The sequence below is a fragment of the Amycolatopsis jejuensis genome, assembly GCF_000717335.1.
GTDB classification, from domain to species: domain Bacteria; phylum Actinomycetota; class Actinomycetes; order Mycobacteriales; family Pseudonocardiaceae; genus Amycolatopsis; species Amycolatopsis jejuensis.
The window spans coordinates 347,067-366,090 of sequence record NZ_JNYZ01000011.1 but is presented as its reverse complement, the minus strand read 5'-3'; the positions used below and the strand labels follow the sequence as shown (position 1 = coordinate 366,090).

At 69.8% G+C, this 19,024-nt stretch carries 15 protein-coding genes; 4 read left to right on the top strand and 11 right to left on the bottom strand.

Annotated elements, in window-relative coordinates; genetic code table 11:
* Positions 1–4: 4 nt before the first annotated feature.
* From OO71_RS16895 to OO71_RS16860, 8 genes are read right to left on the bottom strand one after another with little or no spacing between them, the layout of a single operon-like run.
* Complete coding sequence (locus tag OO71_RS16895) at positions 5–1,516, bottom strand: sugar ABC transporter ATP-binding protein (protein WP_033290697.1); 1,512 nt, start codon at positions 1,514–1,516, stop codon at positions 5–7.
* Positions 1,516–2,679: a substrate-binding domain-containing protein gene (locus OO71_RS16890; protein ID WP_033290696.1), complete on the bottom strand. Its 1,164-nt coding sequence runs from the start codon at positions 2,677–2,679 to the stop codon at positions 1,516–1,518. The genes OO71_RS16895 and OO71_RS16890 overlap by 1 nt, the downstream gene beginning before the upstream one ends.
* Positions 2,680–2,731: 52 nt before the next feature.
* Positions 2,732–3,544 carry a mycofactocin-coupled SDR family oxidoreductase gene (locus tag OO71_RS16885; RefSeq protein ID WP_033290695.1) on the bottom strand — a complete coding sequence of 271 codons (813 nt, stop codon included), beginning with the start codon at positions 3,542–3,544 and terminating at the stop codon, positions 2,732–2,734.
* Positions 3,545–3,574: 30 nt separating this feature from the next.
* Complete coding sequence (locus OO71_RS16880; protein WP_033290694.1) at positions 3,575–4,906, bottom strand: MFS transporter; 1,332 nt, start codon at positions 4,904–4,906, stop codon at positions 3,575–3,577.
* 12 nt (positions 4,907–4,918) lie between these two features.
* Positions 4,919–5,920 carry a Gfo/Idh/MocA family protein gene (locus OO71_RS16875; protein WP_033290693.1) on the bottom strand — a complete coding sequence of 334 codons (1,002 nt, stop codon included), beginning with the start codon at positions 5,918–5,920 and terminating at the stop codon, positions 4,919–4,921.
* A complete protein-coding gene (locus tag OO71_RS16870; protein ID WP_033290692.1) occupies positions 5,917–7,143 on the bottom strand; it encodes a Tm-1-like ATP-binding domain-containing protein in 1,227 nt (408 codons plus the stop codon). The genes OO71_RS16875 and OO71_RS16870 overlap by 4 nt, the downstream gene beginning before the upstream one ends.
* Before the next feature lie 16 nt (positions 7,144–7,159).
* Entirely contained in the window at positions 7,160–7,966 is an 807-nt protein-coding gene (locus tag OO71_RS16865; protein WP_063740072.1) for an SDR family NAD(P)-dependent oxidoreductase, read from the bottom strand.
* A gap of 17 nt (positions 7,967–7,983) precedes the next feature.
* Positions 7,984–8,820 (bottom strand): phosphoenolpyruvate hydrolase family protein, encoded by an 837-nt coding sequence (locus OO71_RS16860; RefSeq protein ID WP_033290691.1) that lies wholly within the window; start codon positions 8,818–8,820, stop codon positions 7,984–7,986.
* Between the two features lie 132 nt (positions 8,821–8,952).
* Here OO71_RS16860 and OO71_RS16855 point away from each other — a divergent pair, with 132 nt between their 5' ends.
* Positions 8,953–10,209: an ROK family transcriptional regulator gene (locus OO71_RS16855; protein ID WP_245633687.1), complete on the top strand. Its 1,257-nt coding sequence runs from the start codon at positions 8,953–8,955 to the stop codon at positions 10,207–10,209.
* Here the strand turns inward: OO71_RS16855 and OO71_RS16850 are convergent.
* Both OO71_RS16850 and OO71_RS16845 read right to left on the bottom strand, forming a co-directional pair.
* Positions 10,187–11,746, bottom strand: a complete 1,560-nt coding sequence (locus OO71_RS16850) for an indolepyruvate oxidoreductase subunit beta family protein (protein WP_033290690.1) — start codon at positions 11,744–11,746, stop codon at positions 10,187–10,189. The two genes, OO71_RS16855 and OO71_RS16850, sit on opposite strands and share 23 nt — an antisense overlap.
* On the bottom strand, positions 11,746–13,890 hold the full coding sequence (locus OO71_RS16845; RefSeq protein ID WP_033290689.1) for a thiamine pyrophosphate-dependent enzyme: 2,145 nt from the start codon (positions 13,888–13,890) through the stop codon (positions 11,746–11,748). Before OO71_RS16845 ends, OO71_RS16850 begins: the two co-directional genes overlap by 1 nt.
* Before the next feature lie 215 nt (positions 13,891–14,105).
* Here OO71_RS16845 and OO71_RS16840 point away from each other — a divergent pair, with 215 nt between their 5' ends.
* Entirely contained in the window at positions 14,106–15,350 is a 1,245-nt protein-coding gene (locus OO71_RS16840; RefSeq protein WP_033290688.1) for a styrene monooxygenase/indole monooxygenase family protein, read from the top strand.
* Positions 15,347–17,038, top strand: a complete 1,692-nt coding sequence (locus OO71_RS16835; RefSeq protein WP_033290687.1) for a flavin reductase — start codon at positions 15,347–15,349, stop codon at positions 17,036–17,038. The genes OO71_RS16840 and OO71_RS16835 overlap by 4 nt, the downstream gene beginning before the upstream one ends.
* 19 nt (positions 17,039–17,057) lie before the next feature.
* On the opposite strand, the gene OO71_RS16830 is transcribed toward OO71_RS16835, so the two are convergent.
* On the bottom strand, positions 17,058–17,840 hold the full coding sequence (locus OO71_RS16830) for an SDR family oxidoreductase (RefSeq protein ID WP_033290686.1): 783 nt from the start codon (positions 17,838–17,840) through the stop codon (positions 17,058–17,060).
* Positions 17,841–17,984: 144 nt separating this feature from the next.
* Between OO71_RS16830 and OO71_RS16825 the strand changes: the two genes are divergently transcribed.
* A complete protein-coding gene (locus OO71_RS16825) occupies positions 17,985–18,962 on the top strand; it encodes an AraC family transcriptional regulator (RefSeq protein WP_033290685.1) in 978 nt (325 codons plus the stop codon).
* Positions 18,963–19,024: the final 62 nt, after the last annotated feature.

Here is a 19,024-nt window from a genome sequence, read left to right as displayed (position 1 = left end):
CGGGCTACGCTCCTTGGATCACGAGTTGCAGGGATTCCTCGTCCTCGATGTCGTCGCGGGCGAGGTCGGCGTGGACGGCGCCGGACCGCAGCACCACCACCCGGTCGGCGACCGCCAGCAGTTCCTCCAGCTCCGAGGACACGATGACCACGGCGGTGCCCTCGGCGGCCAGCTCCGCGGTGAGCCGCAGGATCTCGGTCTTCGCGCCGATGTCGATACCCGCGGTGGGCTCGTCGAGCACGAGTACCTTCGGGACCAGGCCGTTTTCCTTCAGCGCCAGCCATTTCGCCAGCACCACCTTCTGCTGGTTCCCGCCGGACAGGTGCCGGACCGGGGTGGTCCGCGTGGCACCGCGGATGCCGAGCGACGAGATCAGCGACTGGCACACCGCGGCACCGCGCCGGTCGCCGAGGAACGGGCCACGGCGGATCCGGGACAGGCTGGGCAGCAGCGCGTTGTCGTACACCGCGTGGTCGAGCACCAGCCCTTCCAGCTGCCGGTCTTCGGGCACGAGCAGCATTCCGGCGCGGATCGCCTCGGCCGGGCCCCGCGGCCGGTACGGCTTCCCGCCGAGCTGAATTTCCCCGGCCTCGATCCGGTCGATGCCGAACAGGCAGCGGGTGAGCTCGGTCCGCCCGCTGCCGATCAGCCCGGCCACGCCGAGGATCTCCCCCGGCGCAACGTCGAACGACACCCCGGCGACCCGGCTCCCGGCCCGGAGGTTCCGGACCGACAGCACCGGACGGGTGCCGGGCCGCACCGCGCACGTCCGCCTGCCGAGCCCGCCGTGGATCTCGCGGCCGACGATCGCCTCGGCGACCTGCTCCGGCGGGATCTCGGTGACCCCGCCGGAGAGCACGCGCTGCCCCTCGCGCAGCACGCTCATCCGGTCGGCGATCTGCGCGATTTCCGCCATCCGGTGGCTGATGTAGACCACTGACACGCCCTGCCCGGTCAGCCGCCGGACGAGGTCGAACAGCGGCCCGATCTCGCTGTGGGACAACCGCGCCGTGGGTTCGTCCATGATCAGCACGGTGGCGTCGAGGCTCAGCGCCTTGGCGATCTCGGTGAGCTGCCAGTGCCCGACCGGCAGCTCACCGACCGGCGCGCGCGGGTCGAGGCGGGTGCCCATCCGGTGGAGGATCTCGGCCGTCCGCCGGTTCAGCGCGGTGTCGTCGATCAGCCCGAACCGGCGTGGTTCGCGGCCGAGGAAGACGTTCTGCGCCACGGTGAGCGTGGGCACGAGGCTGAACTCCTGGAACACCATGCCGATCCCGGCGGCACTCGCCGCGGCGGGCGAGCGGAAGTCCGCCGGAACCCCGCCGACCGTGACCGTGCCGCCGTCCGGCCGGTGCACGCCGCCGAGAATCTTCATCAAGGTGGACTTGCCTGCGCCGTTGCCGCCGAGCAGCGCGTGCACCTCACCCCGGCGGAGGTCGAAGTCGACTCCCCGCAGCACCTCGACCTTGCCGAACGATTTCCGCACGGCCTTCATCTCGACGGCAGGCGTGTCCATCACTTGCTGCCCAGTGCGTCGGTGAGGTCCTTCGGCGCGCCCGCGTGGTAGACGGTCTGCCACGACTGCAGCAGATTGCTCCGGTCGACCGGCAGCGAAGGCAGTTCGACGAATGGCGGGGCTTCCTTGCCCAGCAACGAATACGCTGCCAGCCGGGCTTCCACGATACCCTGCTCGTACGGCTGCGCGGCGGCGATGCCTTTCACGAACACGCCTTGCGCCATGTCGATGGCGACGTTGGTGCCGAGGTCGACGTCGGTGACATTCAGGGAGCCGTGCCCGGACGAACGAGCCGCGTCGATCGCCCCTTCGCACGGCGCATCGAACCAGCACCAGACCCCGGCAAGGTTCGGGTTCTTCGTGAGCCACGCGTTGACGGCGGAACTGCCCTCGCCCTTCCAGTCCGGCCCGAGCAGGCCCTTGCTGCCCACGACCTTGATGCCGGGGTAATCCTTGGCGATGGTGTCGGTGAATCCCTTCTGCCGCAACACATTCGTGGGTGCCTGCGCGGCATGGAAGAGCACGCCTGCCTCGCCTTTGCCGCACATGGCCTTCGCCAGCTGGTGCGCACTGAGCACCCCGGCACCGTAGTTGTCGGTGGACACGACGGACACGTAGTCCTTGCCTGGCTGGAAATCCTTCGCCGGGTTCTCCATGAACACGAGCTTGACTCCGGCGTCGGCCGCCTTCCGGTACGCGGGCGCGAGCGCGACCGGGTCGAGCGACGGGATCGACAGCAGCACCTTGGGTTTGGCGGCGAGCGCGGTTTCGATGTCGGAGAACTGCTTCGCCGGATCGGCCTGCGCATCGGTCTGCGCGACGACGGTGACGCCCAGCCGCCCGAGTTCAGACCGGATGGCGGTGACCTGCGCGGTGCTCCAGCTGTCGCCGGAGAAGTGCATCACGATCGCGGCGGTGGCGTGCATCGCCTTCACCTTCGCGACCTCGTCGTCGGTGAGTTGAATGGCGCGGTAGTCGGCGGATGTTTCGCCGTACGGGCCCTTTGCGAGCACTCCGCCTTTGGCGTACGCGGCAATGGCGGCGTCCTCGGCGGACGTGTCGCAGCTGGTGGCGCCGGAAGAGGCGTCGCTGCTTTGCGTGCAGGCCACCAGCGTGGCCGTCAGCAGCGCCGCGGCGCCAAGGGACAACAGGGTTTTTCTCATGCCGAAACCTCGGAATTCGTCGTTGAATCGAGTGCGGCCGGTCAGCGGCCGGTCAGCACTGCCGGAATCCGGCGTCGACCGGCAGGGTGACCCCGGTGACGTAGCGGGCCTCGTCGGACGCGAGCCACACGATGGCGTTGGACACGTCGACCGGTTCGATCTGCTCGACCGGCAGTGCATTGGCCATGTTGCTGCCCCAGCTCGGGTTGGCCTCGATGAAGCCGCGGATGTGGTCGTTGTTGATGAACGGCGTGTTCACCCCGGTGGGGTGCACGGTGTTGACCCGGATGAAGTGCGGCGCGAGCTCGTTGGACAGTGTCGTCATGAGCCCGACCACCCCGTGTTTCGCGGCGGAGTAGTGGCCGAGGTTGACCATGCCCTTGAGGGTGGCGCTGGAGCTGGTGATGACGATCGCACCGCCGTTCCCGGCCTCGATCATCGCCGGGATCGCCGCCCGCAGTGTGGTGAACGCGCCGGTGAGGTTCACCCCGATCATGGTGTCCCACTGCTCGTCGGTGATGGACCAGGTGTTGGGCACGAACCCGGTGACGGCGGCGTTGGCACACACCACGTCGAGCCGTCCGAACCTCTCCATCCCGTCCTCGACGAGCGCGCGAATTGCTGCACTGTCGCGGACATCGGCTTCAACGGCGATGATGCGCTGGCCCGTTTTCTCGACCTGCCTGGCGGTTTCGTCGAGGTCTTCGGGTTCGGCCATCGGGTACTCGACCGTGTCGAGCTGACGGCAGAGGTCGAAGGCCAGGATATCGGCGCCTTCTTCGGCGAGCCGGACCGCGTGCGACCGTCCCTGGCCGCGGGCGGCACCGGAAATGAGCGCGACTTTACCCCGGAGTCGTCCGGTCATGGTCGATTCCTCTCTGCGTATCTGCGGTTTTCAGGCGGCGTGCAAGGGCTCGGCGAGATCGCGCGTGCGCGTCTCCCGGGTGATCAGCACCGCTACGGTCGTGATGAGGGCGGCAGCCAGGACGTACAGCGCAATCGCGGTACCCGAGCCGAAGGCGGCGAGCAGCGCGGTGGCGATGAAGGGTGCGATCGACCCGCCGATGAGCGTCGGTACCTGCGCGCCCAGCGACATTCCGCTGCACCGAACCGTGGTGTCGAATTGTTCGGCGAAGAACGCGGCCTGTGGGCCGTAGAGCGCGGAATGGAAGACCAGACCGCCGGTCATGGCGAGCATGATCAGGCCTGCGTTATGGGTGTCGAGCAACCAGAAGAAGGCGAACGTCCACGCTGCGGTACCGGCCGCGCCGATCAGGAGCACCGGGCGGCGGCCGATCCGGTCGGACAGCCAGCCGAAGAACGGCGTGGCCACGATCTGCGCCACGTTCGCCACGACCAGTGCGGACAGCACGGTGGATTTGCTGCCGCCGTTGTGCTCGACCACGTACACGATCACGAAGGCGGTGACCACGTAGTAGACGATGTTTTCGGTGAGCCGCGCGGCACCGCAGACCAGCAACTGCCGCGGGAACCGGCGCAGCACTTGCAGGGCAGGAGCGCGGGCCGGTTCGGCGGTTGCACGGGTGGCCAGGAAGAGCGGTGCGTCCTCGACCTTCTGCCGTACCCAGAACCCGACGCCCAGCAGTACGGCCGAGGCCAGGAACGGAATCCGCCAGCCCCAGGAGAGGAACGCGGCGTCGTCGAGGGTGGCGGCGAGAATCGCGAGCGCGCCGGTGGCGATGAGGTTGCCCAGCGGGACTCCGGCCTCGGCAACGGAGGTCCACAGACCGCGCCGCCGCGCCGGAACCTGTTCGGCGATCAGCAGCATCGCCCCGCCCCATTCCCCGCCGAGCGCGAAGCCCTGGATCAGGCGCAATGCGCACAGCGCGATGGCCGCCCACCCGCCGATGCTGGCGTACGTGGGCAGCAGCCCGATCGCGAACGTCGCGCCACCCATGAGCAGCAACGTGACGATGAGCAGGGGCTTGCGGCCGATGCGGTCGCCGAAGTGCCCGAACACGATCCCGCCGAGCGGGCGGGCGAAGAACCCCAAGGCGTAACTCAGGAACGCCAGCATCGTGCCGACGAGCGGGTCGTGCGCCGGGAAGAACAGCTTGTTGAACACCAGTGCCGCGGCCGAGCCGTAGACCAGGAAGTCGTACGACTCCAGGGTCATCCCCGCCGCGCTGGCGGTGACGACCCGGCCGAGACCGGGCCGGTTTCGGGATGCGGTTGCCTGCGTGGCCACCGCGTCGTTGAGGGCCATCGGATTCACTTCCTAGGGGAGGTCGAGGTCGACCGGCAGGCCGGTGCGATGGGAGCGGAGCGCGGCTTCGAGCACGGCCGCGACCGGGCGGACTTCCCGCGCGGACGCCTGTGGCTGCCGCTGCTGGACGATCGCGTCGGCGAACTCGCGGAACTGCCGGTCGAACGAAACGTCGCCGTCGATGTACGGGGTGACTGCTTCATGCGCGACGAGTTCGCCGTCGACCAGGAGGGTGCGGTCGTCGGTGAGCCGCATCGTGCCGCGGGGACCGGTGATCCAGCGGTCGTTGACGGGTTGCCGGGCGTTGAGTGAGAGGTATCCGGTGCCGAGGCTGCCGTCGGCGAAATCGACGATCACGACAGCTTCGTCCTCGCCCTCCCACTGATCGCGCAGCCGGCGCGTGCGCGCGTACACGCGCACGGGGGCGGCTCCGATGAGCCACAGCATGGTGTCGAAGACGTGCGGGCCGTTGAGCCCGAGCGCGAGCCCGCCCACGTCGGACGCCGATTTCCACCACGCCGTGGCCGCGTGTTCGGCGTACACCCCGAGCAGGTGGATGAGGCTGACCGGACCGCCGAGCTCGCCGATCCGCTGCTTCGCGAGCTGGGCACCGTGGAAGAAGCGGCGGCACTGCGCGGCCATGAGGACGCGACCGGCCTTCTCGCTCGCCGCGATCATCAGGTCGGTGTCGGCAACAGTGGTGGCGAGTGGCTTCTCCACGAGCACGTGCTTGCCACTCTCCAGCAGCGCCATGGCCAGGCTTGCATGGACGTGGTTGGGGACGGTGAGCACGACCGCGTCGATGTCGGTCGCCTCGACGATCGCCTGGGTGTCGTGCACCGCGCGCTCGGCCCCGTACCGTTCGGCGAGCTCCTCGGTGCGGTCTTTCTCGGTGGGCAGCCCGGCCACCGCGACGAGGACGGCGACGTCCCGGGCGGCGGCAATGGCTTCGAGGTGGGCGATGGCGATGCGGCCGGGGCCGACCAGCGCCACTCGCAGCGGCTGGTTGCTCATCGGCGAGTCTCCTTAAGACAGGACAGGACACGCTCGGCCGCCGTGTCGGCGAAGGCGTTGTCGTTGATGTGCAGATCGAGTTCTTCGATGCGGACCCGCTGGTCGTCGACACCCTTGCGCAGGGCGGTGACGAGCGCTTCCCGCGCGGCCGGGTCGGCGAACGGCTGGCCTTCGGCGTCGAGCGCGGAAACGCCGCGCCGGGGGACGAGGACGGTCACGTCGCGGGCCGCGTTGAGCTTCCCCGCGATGGCAGCGCCGATCCGCTCGGCCTCCTCCGGGGTGACCCGCATGAGGGTGTTTTCCGCGTTGTGCTGGTAAAAACGGCGACCGGTGAACCGGGCCGGAACCGTGTCCGGGGGACCGAAGTTGACCATGTCGGTGGCACCGAGCGACACGACCTGCGGCACGCCCGCCCGGCCCGCCGCCTCCAGCCGGTGCGGCCCGGCGGACAGGATGCCGCCGACGATCTCGTCGGCCCATTCGGTGGTGGTGAGATCGAGGACCGCGTCGAAAAACCCTTGCGCCACCAGGCGTTCCATCGTGCGGCCGCCGGTTCCGGTCGCGTGGAACACCAGTACCTCGCACCCCGCCGCTTCTAGGGTTTCCTTGGCCCGCAGCACACACGGAGTGGTGACGCCGAACATGGTCGCCGCGACCAGTGGCCGATCCTGGCGGGATGTGTCGGGATTGCGGGAACCGGCGAGCATGCCGGACAGTGCGTCGGCCGCCCGGGTGTACGTGATCGCGCTGACCCGGTTGACCCCGGCGACGTCGACGATCGAGGGGAACAGCACGAGGTCCGAAGTGCCGACGTACCCGGCGGTGTTGCCGGATGCCACCGTGGTGAGGATCAGTTTCGGCAGCCCCAGCGGCAGGTCTCGCATGGCCGCGCTGCCGATGCTGGTGCCTGCTCCGCCGCCGAGGGCGAGCACCGCGTGGACCCGCCCGTCGGCGACCAGTTCGGAGATCACCGCCGCCGCGCCCGCCGCCATGGTCGCGACGGCCGCCGCCCGGTCGCGCCGCGCCTGCAGCTCGGCGAGACTCCCACCGCCTGCTTCGGCAATCGTGCTCCGGTCCACGTCGGACGGGAGGCCCGGCGAGCCGAGCACTCCGATGTCGGCGACGAGCACGTGGTGCCCGTTCGCTTCGAGCCGGGCCTTGAGGAAGGCCGCGTCGTCCGCTTTGGTGTCCAGGGCGGCGAGCAGCGCGACGGTAGCGGTCATGGCTCCGCCTTTCGGGTCAGATGGTGAGAATGCCGCCGTTGACGTCGATCGTGGCGCCGGTGACGAACCGGGACAGATCGGAGAGCAGGAAGAGGATGGCGCCGACGACATCCGGTTCGTGGACGTTGCGGCCCAGCGGGGTCTGCTTGGCCAGTTCCACCAGATCCTGCTCGCGGTGCAGTTCCGACAGCAGGTCGTTCATCCGCGTGCCGACGACCCCGCCCGGGCACACCGCGTTGGCCCGGATGTTGCTCGGCCCGAACTCCTTCGCGAGATGCCGGGTGAGGCCGAGAATTCCGGCCTTCGCCGCGGTGTAGTGGCAGCCGAGGAACGGGCTGGACGTGCGGCCGGCGAGTGACGAGATGCTGACGAGCGCACCGCCTCCCGCGCGCTGCAGATGCGGGATCACCGCCTGGTAGGTGAGAAACGCGCCCTTGAGGTTGGAGTCGACGATCAGGTCCCATTCGTCGGCGCCGATGTCGAGGGTGGGCCGTTGCGCGCGATACGCCCCCGCGGAATAAACGCAGTGCGTGAGCTTGCCGAAGTGCTCGGCGGTTGCGGCGGCGGCAGCCTGGACGTCCTCGCGGACCGTGCAGTCGGCCACCGCGGTGAACACGCGATCCGTTCCGTACTCAGCGAAATCCTCGGCCACTGTGGCGATCCGGCCGGGATCCAGGTCGACGATCGCGACGCGGGCGCCGAGCTGCAGCAGGCTGAGCGCGGCGGTGCGGCCGGTTCCCCGGGCACCGCCCGCGATCAGGGTGACCGACTCGGCAAGACTTTCCCCGGCCGCGGCCCAGTCGAAGGTTTCGGTGGCGTTCATCGTGCTCCCTGACGCGATCATGCGATGCGGATGTTCTTGAAAGCGGCGGTGGTTTCGGTGAGTGCGGTCTCGACCGGAAGCCGCTCCATGCTTGAAGCGCCGACGAAGCCGACGGCGTTGGTGCGGCCGATGACGTACGCGGCGTCCTCGGGTGTCGCGATCGGACCGCCGTGGCACAGCAGGATCGCCTCCGGGTTTTCGCGGAGCGCGGCCTCGCCGATCGCCTGCACCCGCTCGCACGCGTCGTCCAGGGTGAACGCCCCCTCGGCGCTCATCCCGATGCTGCCGCCGACGGTGAGGCCCATGTGCGCGATGATCGCGTCGGCGCCGACCGCGGCCATCGCCTTCGCCTCGTCCGGGGTGAAGACGTAGACCACGGTGAACAACCCGAGCTCGTGCGCCGTCGCGATCATCTCGACCTCGCGCTCGAATCCCATGCCGGACGCTTCGAGCTCCTGGCGGATCCGGCCGTCGAACAGCCCGACGGTGGGGAAGTTGTTGACCCCGGAGAACCCGGCCGCGCGGGCCTGTCCGAGCAGCACGCGCATCTGCCGGGTGGGGTCGGTGCCGTTGATCCCGGCGATCACCGGCGTGCGCTGGACGACCGGCAGTACTTCCCGCTCGCCCATGTCCATGACGATCGCGTTGGCGTCGCCCAGCGCGAGCAGCCCGCACATCGAGCTGTGCCCGGCCATCCGGAACCGGCCGGAGTTGTAGATGATGATCAGGTCGGCGCCGCCGTGCTCGATGAACTTGGCGGAGATCCCCGTGCCCGCCCCGGCGCCGACGACCGCGTGCCCGCCGCCGACCTGCCGCCGCAGCCGCGCCAGCACCTCTTCCCTCGTGAAGCCCATGCCGCACTTGCCTTCCTGCCCCTGGCGGGCCGGGAGGCTCGCCACCATTTGTGTCGATGAACAACATAAATATGTCGATGGTCGATGTCAATAGGTGGCAAAGGCCGATCGCATCGACGTATACTCCGTCGGGTGAGCATTCAACGCCCCTACGGAGCCGGTGACGAGGCCGATTCCAACGAGCAGCTGGCCATGGCTCATGCGGTCATGCGGATCCCGTCGCCGCGGATCGCGCGCACCGGCGAGCTGCTCGACCTGATCCGGCGCGAGGTCGCGGTCACCACCAGCGAGCTCGCCACGAAGATGGGGGTGGCGCGGTCCACCGTCACCGAACGCCTCGAGCTGCTGACCCGGCACGGTCTCGTGGTCCCGGCGGGCGAACGGCAGGCGGGCCGGGGGCGGCCGCCGGCGAGGATGGCGTTCAACCCGCGCGCGGGCATCACGCTCGCGGCGCAGGTCGGGATGAGCGGCACGCTGGTCGCGGTGTCCGATCTGGCCGGGGAGATCCTCTGGCTCACCCAGGTGCAGCTCGACCTCGCCGAGGGCCGCGACGCACTGGAAACGATGCTGGAGAAGCAGTTCACCGCCGGGCTGGCCGAGGTCGGCGAGGATCTCAGCCGGGTGCACGGGATCGGCATCGGCATGCCCGGCGACATCGAGATCGCCGCCGCGGGCAATGCCGCGCAGGACCCGGACGACTGGGCGGCGCACCTGATCAGCAGGCGGCTGCAAGGGGTGTTCCACTGCCCGGTGTTCGTGGACCGCGACGTCAACTACCTCGCGCTCGGCGAGCAACGGGTGTCGTGGCCGGTCACCAACATGATGCTGTCGGTGAAGGCGGGCACGGTGATCGTGTGCGGGCTGGTCGTCGACGGCAAGGTGGTGCGCGCGACCAGCGGGCTGTTCGGTGAGATCGGGCATTCCAAGGTGGCCGGTGCCGACGCGCCGTGCACGTGTGGCGGGCGCGGCTGCCTCAACACGGTCGCGGGTGGCGCGGCGCTGGCCGCGCAGCTGCGCGAGCAGGGGCACGACGTGCACACCGCCCGCGAGGTCGCGCAGCTGGCGAAGCAGGGGGTCGTCGCCGCGGTGCAGGCGGTGCGTACGGCAGGCGTGCGGATCGGCGAGGTCGTCGCGAGTGCGATGAACCTGCTCAACCCCGAGGTGATCACGGTGTGGGGCTACCTCGCCGACGCCGGAGACCAGTTCCTGTCCGGGATGTACGAGGCGATCTACAAGGACGCGCTGCCCGGGGCGGCCAACAGTGTGGTGCTCGAACGGTCCCGGCTGGGCGACACCGCGGGGATCCGCGGTGCCGCGCTCACCGTAATCGAGCACACCTTGCGACCGGAGGTGGTGGACAGTTACTTCACTGCGCTGGCAGAAGGGTGAGCCGACGCTGGAGCTCGGCACCGTCCTCGTCGGCGAGGGCAGCCGCGCGCACGGCGGCCAGTTCCGTTGCGGCGCCTGGGGTTCCGTGCAGGCGTCCGGCGGCATCCAGCAGGAGGGAGAAGCTGGAGTTGCCGTGGGCGTAGGTCGCGCCGTAGCCCTTCAACACACCCGCGCATTCCACGATCTCGCGCGCCAGTTCCGGGTCCGTGAGCGAGGTGTCGCGGACCTGTGTGAGCCACGCGTCGATGGCTGCCTGTTCGCGGGCGAAGCGCAGGGAGCGCGGGCGTAGCGGGCGCATCCGGGCCATCGTCGACAGCATCGTGTACCCGGTCACCGACGTCGTGTTCAGGATCATTCCCTGCCATGTCAAGCGGTTCACCCAGCGGCGGAACAGCGCGGACCGCTCCAATGGGCGGCCCAGCCAGGTCGGCAGGGTGTCGGTGATTTCGTCGGCCTGGGGGTGCAGGTACTCGCGGATCTGGCTCAGCTGGGCGCTGGCCACCCGCGCCTCGTCGTGGACGCGCTCCATCCGCCGCGTCCGGGTTTTCTGCAGGGCGACGTGGATCGTGTCCTGATAACACATCCACAGCGCGACGTGGCGGGCTGCGGCGCGGGTGAGCTGGGGGTTGTCGCCGATGCTCAGTACCCGGTCCAGATACCGTTCGGCGTAGCGTTCGTCCTGGTAGAGGCCGGTGCGGACGAGGCCGTGGAGTACGGTCGAGCGGGTGGCGGCGGGCAGGTCGAGCACCCTGCGGGCGAGGGGCCGGAGGGCGGGGCCGACGAGCGACTCCGGGTCGGTCGCGGCGATTTTGTTGCGGCGGTCTTCCTCGCGCTGCTTACGTTCTTCGGCGGTCACCGGACGCGGGCCGATGGTGATGTCGACCGGGTTCGAGCGGGCTCTGGCGTACCCGGCGGCGAACGCGGCCAGCGAGGCGTCGACGCCCTTGCCGAAGTCGCGGATCGGCCGTTCGAACCCGGCGCGAGGGAACGGGAGCGCGCCCGACCCGGCGAGGGCGCCGAACAATGCGGCGCTCGGGACGCTGCGGTGTTCCTCGGCAATTGCCGCGAAATCCGCGGATACCAACCGTTTTGCGGCTCTTTCCGCCGCGGCGAGCAGCTCGGCCGAATCGACCCGGCCGTCGCCGAGGGCGATCTTCTCGTCGATGGAGTACACGCGGTTGGTCGAGGTGATCAGCGTCGTGCGGTCCGGGGTCGCGAACCCGCGCTGCACCGCGCGGCCGCATTCCATCAGTTCCGAGGCAATGACGATGTCGACCTCGCCGGGGCTGGGGAAGAGGCTCAGCACTGGCCGGCGCCGTCCTCCGAGAGGAATGTCCGAAGTGGACGGATGGAGTTCGACGTAGTAGACGGTCGCCCCGGTGCGCTGGGCCACCCCGGCGACGGACGTGGCCTGCGCGATCCAGCCGCTTTGCTCGGCCACCGCGACGATCCAGTCGGCCAGCACGCCGCCGCCTTCGCCGCCCATCGCCAGGATCGCGACGGTGATCGGCCGTTTTCCGTCGTACCAAGCGGACATCAGGCCACCTCCATAGACGCCGCACGACGCTCCAAACCGCGCGAAGCCAACGAAATCCACCAGCCGCGGACGCGCGCGAGCAGCCGGTCGCGCCGGGTCGGATTGTCCACGACGTCGGTGCGGTAGAACGACGGGCACAGCACCGCCGCGTGCGCGTTGTTGCCGCATACGCCGCAGCCGACGCAGCTGTCCAGGACCTGCGCGATCGGGTCGGTGCGCAGCGGGTCGGGGTTGTCGGCGATGGTCAGCGACGGGCAGCCCGAAATCCGGATGCACGCGTGGTCTCCGGTGCAGGTTTCCGGGTCCACGCCGAAGCGTTCGCGGACCACGCGTTTGCCTGCCTTACGGGCCTTCTCGCGTTCCGGCCGTTCGCGCCGCTGCTTGTTGAGCTGGCATTCGCTCTGCATCACCAGCAGTTTCGGACCGGGCTCGGCGGTGGTCAGCGCCTCGACGAAGGTGTCACGGACCTTCGCGACGTCATAGGTGTCGTCGATCGTCTTGGCCCACTCGACGCCGACGCCGCGCGCAGCCTTTTCGATCGGATGCTTCGTGGAACGGGCTGGCAGGGTGGCATGGGACGACAGGACGTCCTGGCCGCCGGTAGCCGCGGCGTAGTCGTTGTCCACCACGACCATCACCTGGTCGCTGCGGTTGAACACCGCGTTGCCGACGCCGCTGGTGAGGCCGTTGTGCCAGAACCCGCCGTCGCCCATCACCGACACCGCGCGCCGGTCGCTCCCCGCGGCGCCGAGCGCGGCGGCCCCGGCGGCGCCGAGCCCGTACCCCATGGTGGTGGCGCCGAGGTCGAACGGGGCGTTGATGGCGAACAGGTGACATCCGATGTCAGCGCTGACGTGGTGTTTCCCGGTTTCCCGCTCGGCGAGTTTGAGCCCGGAGAAGATCGGCCGCTCCGGGCAGCCGGTGCACAGGCCGGGCGGACGGGGTTTGACGACCTGGGCGTCGACGCGGGTCGCGGCGTCGTCGTGCAGCAGTGCAGGTGTGTGGGTGACGACGTCGGGGACGTACTTGCGCAGGAAGGCGTCGACACCGCGGGTGACGACGGTCGACGTGTACTCACCACCGGCGGCGAGGAAGTCCTTGCCGTGCAACGCGGTCGGGGAGTCGGCGCGGCGCAGGATGGCGTGCAGGTTCTGCTCGAGGTAGTCCGGCTGGCCTTCCTCGACCATGAGAACGGCACGTTTCCCGGCGCAGAACTCGACGATTTCCTCGTCCACCACGGGGTAGGTCACGTTCATCACGTACAGCGGAATCCGGCTGCGGCCGAACGCGTCGGAGCAGCCGAGCAGTTCCAGTGAGCGGTTGAGCGTGTTGTACAGCCCACCCTGCACGACGATGCCGACGTCGGCGCCGTCGCCGGGGAACACCTCGTTGAGCCCGCGTTCGCGGATGAACTTCACCGCGGCCGGCCAGCGGTCTTCCAGCTTTTCCTTCTCGTGCAGAAAAGACGCCGGAGGCAGCACGATCCGGTCAACCGCGCGCCGGGGTGATTCGGCCGCCTCGCGCACGGTCATCGGCGGACGGCGGTTGTCCTTGGCCTCGAACGCGCCGTGCAGATGGCATGAGCGCAGCCGTAACTCCAGGAAAACCGGAGTGTTGCTGGCTTCGGACAGCTCGAACCCGGCCTCGACCGCGTCGGCAATGGCGCCGACGTCCGGCCGTGGGTCGAGCAGCCACATCTGCGATTTCATCGCGAATGCGTGCGAACGTTCCTGCATGATGCTGGAGCCTTCGCCGTAGTCCTCGCCGAGGATCACCAGCGCACCACCGGTGACGCCGCCGCTGGAAAGATTGGCGAGCGCATCGGACGCGACATTGGTGCCGACCGGAGACTTGAACGTGATGGCCCCACGCAGCGGCTGGTGCACGGAAGCAGCGAGCATCGCGGCGGCAGTCGCTTCGGAGGCACTGTTCTCGAAGTGGATGCCGAGCTCGCCGAGGATCTCGCGGGAGTCACCGAGCACGTCCATCAGGTGCGAGATCGGCGCGCCCTGATAGCCGCCGACGTACGCGACCCCCGATTGCAGCAACGCCTTCGTCACGGCGAGGATCCCCTCGACGTGCAGGGTCTCCCCGGCGCCGGCCCGCAGCTTGGTCACCTCGGCGGCGAAGGACCTCTCGGCCATGCCCCCTCCTCTCGATCGGATTCGGGCCACGGTAAGGGCTTGCCGGAGCGCGGCCTATCCGCTGCGCGTGCCCGGTGTCCATCCCGCGCAGCGCAGGGCGCACGGTGGACAAGCCCCGCGCCGGAGGGATAGCCGCGTCCGCCGGGACCGCCTTACGGTCCGCTGCCACTGGGTCACCCGGCCCGGCCACTCCACTTCACCGGAAGGCAAGCCGTATGTCCCACCACATCACTGTCGTCGGGGCCGGTCAGTCCGGCCTGCTGCTCGCCGCGGGGTTGCTGGATCGCGGGTACCGGGTTCGCGTCGTGAGCGATCGGACCCCGCCGGAGATCGCCGCGGGCCGGGTCAGTTCCAGCCAGTGCATGTTCGCGTCGTCGCTGGCCGTCGAGCGGGAGCTCGGCCTTGACTTCTGGGCCGCCGAAGCCCCGCCGGTGGAAGGCATTTCCTTCGCCGTTCCCGGCCCGCCGGACAGCCCGGCCGCCGGGACCAAGGTGATCGACTGGGCGTCTCGCCTCGACGGGATCGCGCAGTCGGTCGACCAGCGGCTGAAAATGCCGAAGCTGATCGACGAGTTCGTGCGCCGCGGTGGGGAATTCGTGGTCGAAACGGCGGATGTTGCCGCCCTCGAGCGGTACCACGACGAATCCGACCTCGTGGTGGTCGCCGCCGGAAAGGGAGACATCGCGCGGCTCTTCGAACGCGACGCGACGCGGTCCCCGTACGACCGCCCGCAACGCGCCCTCGCCCTGACCTACGTGCACGGCCTCGAACCGCGGCCGGAGCATTCCGCGGTGGCGTTCAACCTGATCCCGGGCGTCGGCGAGTACTTCGTGTTCCCCGCGCTGACCCTGTCCGGCCCCTGCGAGATCATGGTGTTCGAGGGCGTGCCGGGCGGGCCGATGGACTGCTGGGGTGACGTCCGCGATCCGGCGCAGCACCTCGAAACCTCGCTGCGGCTGCTGCGCCAGCTGGTCCCGTGGGAGGCCGACCGCGCGGGGAACGTCCGGCTCACCGACGACCTCGGGGTGCTCGCCGGCCGCTTCCCGCCCACCGTGCGGCACCCGGTCGCGACACTGCCGTCCGGCCGTCCGGTGCTGGGGATGGCCGACGTCGTGGTGCTCAACGACCCGATCACCGGACAGGGTTCCAACAACGCGGCGAAATGCGCGGCGAGCTACCTCCGCAGCATCCTGGCGCACGGCGACCAGCCATTCGACCGCGCGTTCCTGCGGCAGACGTTCGAAACCTACTGGGACTACGCCCGTTACGTCACCGACTGGACCAACGCCCTCCTCGCGCCGCCCCCGCCGCACGTCCTGGAGCTGCTGACCGCGGCCAACACCCGGCCGGACATCGCGCACCGGTTCGTCAACGGCTTCGACGACCCGCGCGACTTCTTCCCGTGGTTCGCCGACCCCGTGGCCGCCCGTGACGTGCTCGCCCCGGCCGGTGCCCGATGACGAGGGTCGCCGTCGTGGGCGCGGGACAAGCCGGTGCGCAGCTCGCGCTCGGCCTGCTGCGCCGCGGCCACGACGTCACCCTCGTCAGCGACCGTTCACCGGACGACCTCCGCCGCGGCGCCGTGCTGTCGAGCCAGTGCATGTTCGACTCCGCGCTGGCCGTCGAACGGCAGCTCGGCCTCGACCGCTGGGCCGCGGAATGCCCGGACATCATGGCGTTCCGGATGACCGTGCCCGGGACCACCTGGAGTGCACCGCTCGAAGGTCCGGCCCGTTCGGTGGACCAGCGGGTGAAGCTGCCGGTGTGGATCGAGCAGTTCGCGGCCGAGGGTGGGACCGTCGTGCTCGGCCCCGCCGGGGTGACCGAGCTGGAGGACCACGCCCGCACCCACGACCTGGTCGTCGTCGCGACCGGGACCGGCGAGCTCGGCCGGTTGTTCGCGCCCGACCCCGCGCGCAGTACCCACGACCGGCCGCAGCGCGTGCTCGCGCTCACCTATGTGCACGGGATGACCCCGCTCGACGACGGCGTCCCGGCGGTGTCCTACACCGCCATTCCCGGGGTTGGCGAGTACTTCACGTTGCCTGCGCTCACCACGAGTGGACCGTGCGACATCATGGTGTTCGAGGGAATTCCGGGCGGTCCGATGGACCGCTGGGACGACGTCACCGAGTCCGGCGCGCATCTCGAACGGTCGCTGGACCTGCTGAAGGAGTTCGCGCCGCACGAGTACGAGCGGTGCGCGGCAGTCCGGCTCACCGACGACGGCGGCGTACTGCGCGGGCGGATCACACCAGGCGTGCGGCGGCCGGTCGCGTACCTGCCGTCGGGCCGTCCGGTGCTCGGCATCGGCGACGCGGTGGTGCTGAACGACCCGATTTCGGGACAGGGAGCCAATCTCGCCGCACATGCGGCCGGGCACTACCTCGAAGCCGTCGAACGGCACGACGGAGCGTTCGACGCGGCCTGGATGAACCGGACCTTCGAACAGTTCTGGCGCGGCTGGGCACAGTGGACGGTCGAGTGGACCACCGCGATGCTCGCCCCGCCGCGGCCGCATGTGCAGGAGTTGCTGGCCGAGGCCGCCGAGGTACCCGGAATCGCCGCCGCCATCGCCAACGCTTTCGACGACCCACGGCAGGCATTCCGCTGGTGGTTCGACGAATCCGCAGCCACCCGTTTCCGCACCGAGATGCGCGCGGCCCAGGACGGCCGGTTCGACCGCCGTGAGTTCCGCACTGCGCTAGGGCAATACGCCACGGGTGTCGCGGTCGTGACTGCGCGCGGCGCGGATGGCCGGAAGGTGGGGATGACGGCGAATTCCTTCACCTCAGTGTCCATGGATCCGCCGATGGTGTTGTGGTGTCCGGGAAAGAACGCGCCGAGCCTGCCTGCGTTCAGCGAGGCAACGCACTTCGCGGTGAACGTGCTGGCTGCTGACCAGGAGCACCTGTCGCGCCAGTTTTCCACGCCTTCCGCGGACAAGTTCGCCGAACTGGAACTGACGGACGGCACCGGCGGCGCCCCGGTCCTGCCGGGCGCGGTGGCGCGTTTCGAATGCCGGACTGTGCGGTGTGTGGATGCCGGGGATCACGTCGTGTTCCTCGGTGAGGTGGAGAACTTCTGCGCTCCGGGCGGGGTGCCGTTGGTCTTCCACGGTGGTTTGTTGCGGGCCCTGGCCGGGTGAGGCCAGGGCGCCGCCCGTTTTATCCGGCCAGCAATGGTATGGCCGGGATTGCCTGCTCGGGACCCATTGCCGAGTACCCGCCGTCGACTGCCCAGTCTGCGCCGGTCACCGCGGAAGCCGCGGGGGACAGCAGGAATGCGACTACCTGGCCGACCTCGTCCGGGTCGGCGACGCGGCCCGTGAGGTGGAACGGCCCGGCCACGCGGTCGGTCTTGGCGCGGTCGCCTTCGCTCAGCTGGTCCATGATCGTGGACCACGTCCAGCCCGGGCTCACCGAGTTCACGCGGATGCCGTCGGCCGCGAGGTCCATCGCCATCGACCGGGTGACCTGCACCAGCGCGGCTTTGCTCGCCGGGTACACCCAGCGGCCGGTCTGCGCGACCTTCGCCGAGATCGACGTGAAGTTGACGACCGACCCCTTCGCCGCGGCCAGGTGCGGACGGGCGGCGGCCGCCACCATCACCGCGCTGACCACGTTGACATCCAGCGCCCGCAGCCAATCCTCCCGGCTCGTTTCCGCGCCGTCGTCGAGGTAGCTGCAGGCAAGGTTCACGACACCGTGCAGCCCGGCATCGCGCGCGGCGTCCTCGACCAGCGCACGTACCTGCGAATCGTCGGTGAGATCCGTCTGCCGGAAGCGGACGCGATCGCCCAGTACGGGCTTGGCACCGTCGGCGTCGAGGTCGGCGATCACCACCGACGCGCCGGCGTCGTGCAGGGCGCGGACGACTCCGTGCCCGATCAGGGTGGAACCGCCGGTGACGAGCACCGTACGGCCGGACAGGTCGGACAGGTCGGACATGGCGGCGAACCTCCGGGGCAAGACAGGAATGGACACGGTATGGCGGACGCGTTAACGTCGTGATAATCACGCAATGTCGCGGGGGCGCCTATCCGTGCCACGCGAAGGCTGTCCGCGAGGCGCGAGCCGGAGAGCGAGGGCCCCATGCCGGAAGTGCTGACCGGGTACCAGCGGGTGCGGTCCCGCGACTTCGACGAGGCGTGCGCCCGCGTCGGCGAGGTGTTCTGCCCGCACCGGCTCGCGCCGCGGGCCACCGGCCGCCCCGAGGACGTCCGGTTCAACTCGGTCGAGTTCGGTGCCGTCGGCCTGTCGTATCTCGCCTACGGCTCGCCGGTCCGGATCCGGCCACGGCACCTCAGCACGTTCTTCCTCGTGCAGGTCCCGCTTGCCGGGCGCGCGCTCGTGCGGACCGGGCATGCCGAAGTCTGGTCCGACGTGCGGCAGGCGTCCGTCCCGGATCCCGACGCCGACCTGGACATGCTCTGGGAGGAGGACTCCGAGCAGCTCATCGTCCGGATCGAACGCACCGCACTGGAACGCCAGCTCGAACGGCTCCTCGGCCGCCCGCCGGAGCGCCCGCTGCGGCTCGACGCCCGCCTCGACCTCGGTGCGCCCGCCGCGCAGTCCTGGCTCGCCACCGTGCAGCTGCTGCGCAGTGACCTCGACGGGCCGGGCGGGCTACGGCATCCGGTGCTGCAGGAGCAGACCGAACGCCTGGTGATGAGCCAGCTGCTCGCTGCGATCCCGCACACGGCGTCGGCCGAGCTCACCGACCCGCGCGGGGAGGCCACGCCGGTGCCGCCGCGGGTGATCCGCCGCGCCGACCAGCTGATTGCCGACCATGCCCGCGAAGCCCTGACCGTCGAGGATCTCGCCGAGGCCGTCGGGCTGTCGGTGCGGAGCCTGCAAGAGGGGTTCCGGCGGCATCTGGGTACCACCCCGACCGCACGGCTGCGCGAGGCCCGGCTGGCCGGGGTACGGCGGAGTTTGCTCGGCGCCGACGCCACTCGCACCACAGTCAGCCGCCTCGCCGCCGACTGGGGGTTCCACCACCTCGGTCGGTTCGCCGTGGTTTATCGCGAGCACTTCGGCGAGTCGCCGTCGCAGACATTGCGGCGCTGACTGCGCGTAGCGGACAGGTCCTGCGTACAGCGGATGGCCTGATCGCCCGGTTGGCGCGACGC